Annotated in this window: 1 protein-coding gene; it reads left to right on the top strand. The window is 59.0% G+C overall.

All coding sequences use genetic code 11. The features are described from left to right. Positions 1-1025: alpha-glucan family phosphorylase (gene glgP, locus H5T45_07670; GenBank protein ID MBC7129575.1), on the top strand; the 1025-nt coding region annotated here is incomplete at both ends.

The raw sequence follows: 1025 nt of genomic DNA, 5'->3' as shown, positions 1-1025 counted from the left end.
CTTCTCACCACCGACGTGGAGGGAAACACCCCGTGGGATCGGGCCATCTCCCAGCAGCTTTACACCACGGATTTAGAACAGCGCCTCCGTCAGGAATGGGTGCTGGGCGTGGGCGGAATGCGGGCATTGGAAATGCTCGGCATCCGTCCGGCCGTGCTCCACCTGAACGAAGGGCATCCGGCATTTGCCCTCCTTGAGCGCCTCCGCCAATTCATGGGCCAAGGCCTTTCTTTTGAAGAGGCCCTGGAGCGCGCCCGCAAAACCACGGTCTTCACCACCCACACCCCCCTTCCCGTGGCCACCGACGTCTTTCCTTTCGCCCTTCTTGACCGCTATCTTGGGCCGTATTGCCAAGAACACGGCCTTCCCCGGGAGGCCATCCTGAAGCTTGGAACCAATCCCACAGATCCTGGAGCCGGGTTCAACATGACCGTGTTCGCCTTACGCCTTTCCCAGCACGTGAACGCCGTAAGCCAACGCCATGGGGAAGTGGCCCGGCGCATTTGGCAGGGCATTAAATTCAAGGACGAGGACGTGAAAATAGAGGCCATCACCAACGGCGTCCACCTTTTCACGTGGATCGAGCCCCTTCGGGTCCAGCGCCTTTTGGACAAATACTTGGGACCGGCATGGCGAAAAAATCCGGAAAACCCGGAGATCTGGCAAAGGGTAGAGGAGATCCCGGACGAGGAGCTTTGGGCTGTGCATCAAGAGCGGAAAGAAGCTTTGATCGCAGAGCTTGTGGCCCGCGCAAGAAAACGCTGGCGGGAAGGAGCGTTTGCCAAAAACGTCCTGGCCTTCGGATCTTTGCTCGATCCCCATGTTCTCACCCTCGGTTTTGCCCGGCGCTTCACCTCCTATAAACGGCCGGACCTTATTCTCTCCGACCCCGAGCGCCTAAAGCGGCTGGTGAACGACCCGTTGCGGCCGATCCAGATAATTTTTGCCGGCAAGGCCCATCCCGCGGACATCGAGGGAAAACGCCTGATCCAAAAAGTTTTTCAGCTTGCGGGTGACCCGGCCTT

This window comes from Thermoplasmatales archaeon (assembly GCA_014361245.1).
Taxonomy (GTDB): Archaea; Thermoplasmatota; E2; order UBA202; family JdFR-43; genus JACIWB01.
Note: the sequence above shows the minus strand (reverse complement) of the source record. Positions and strands in the feature narration are given on the sequence as shown.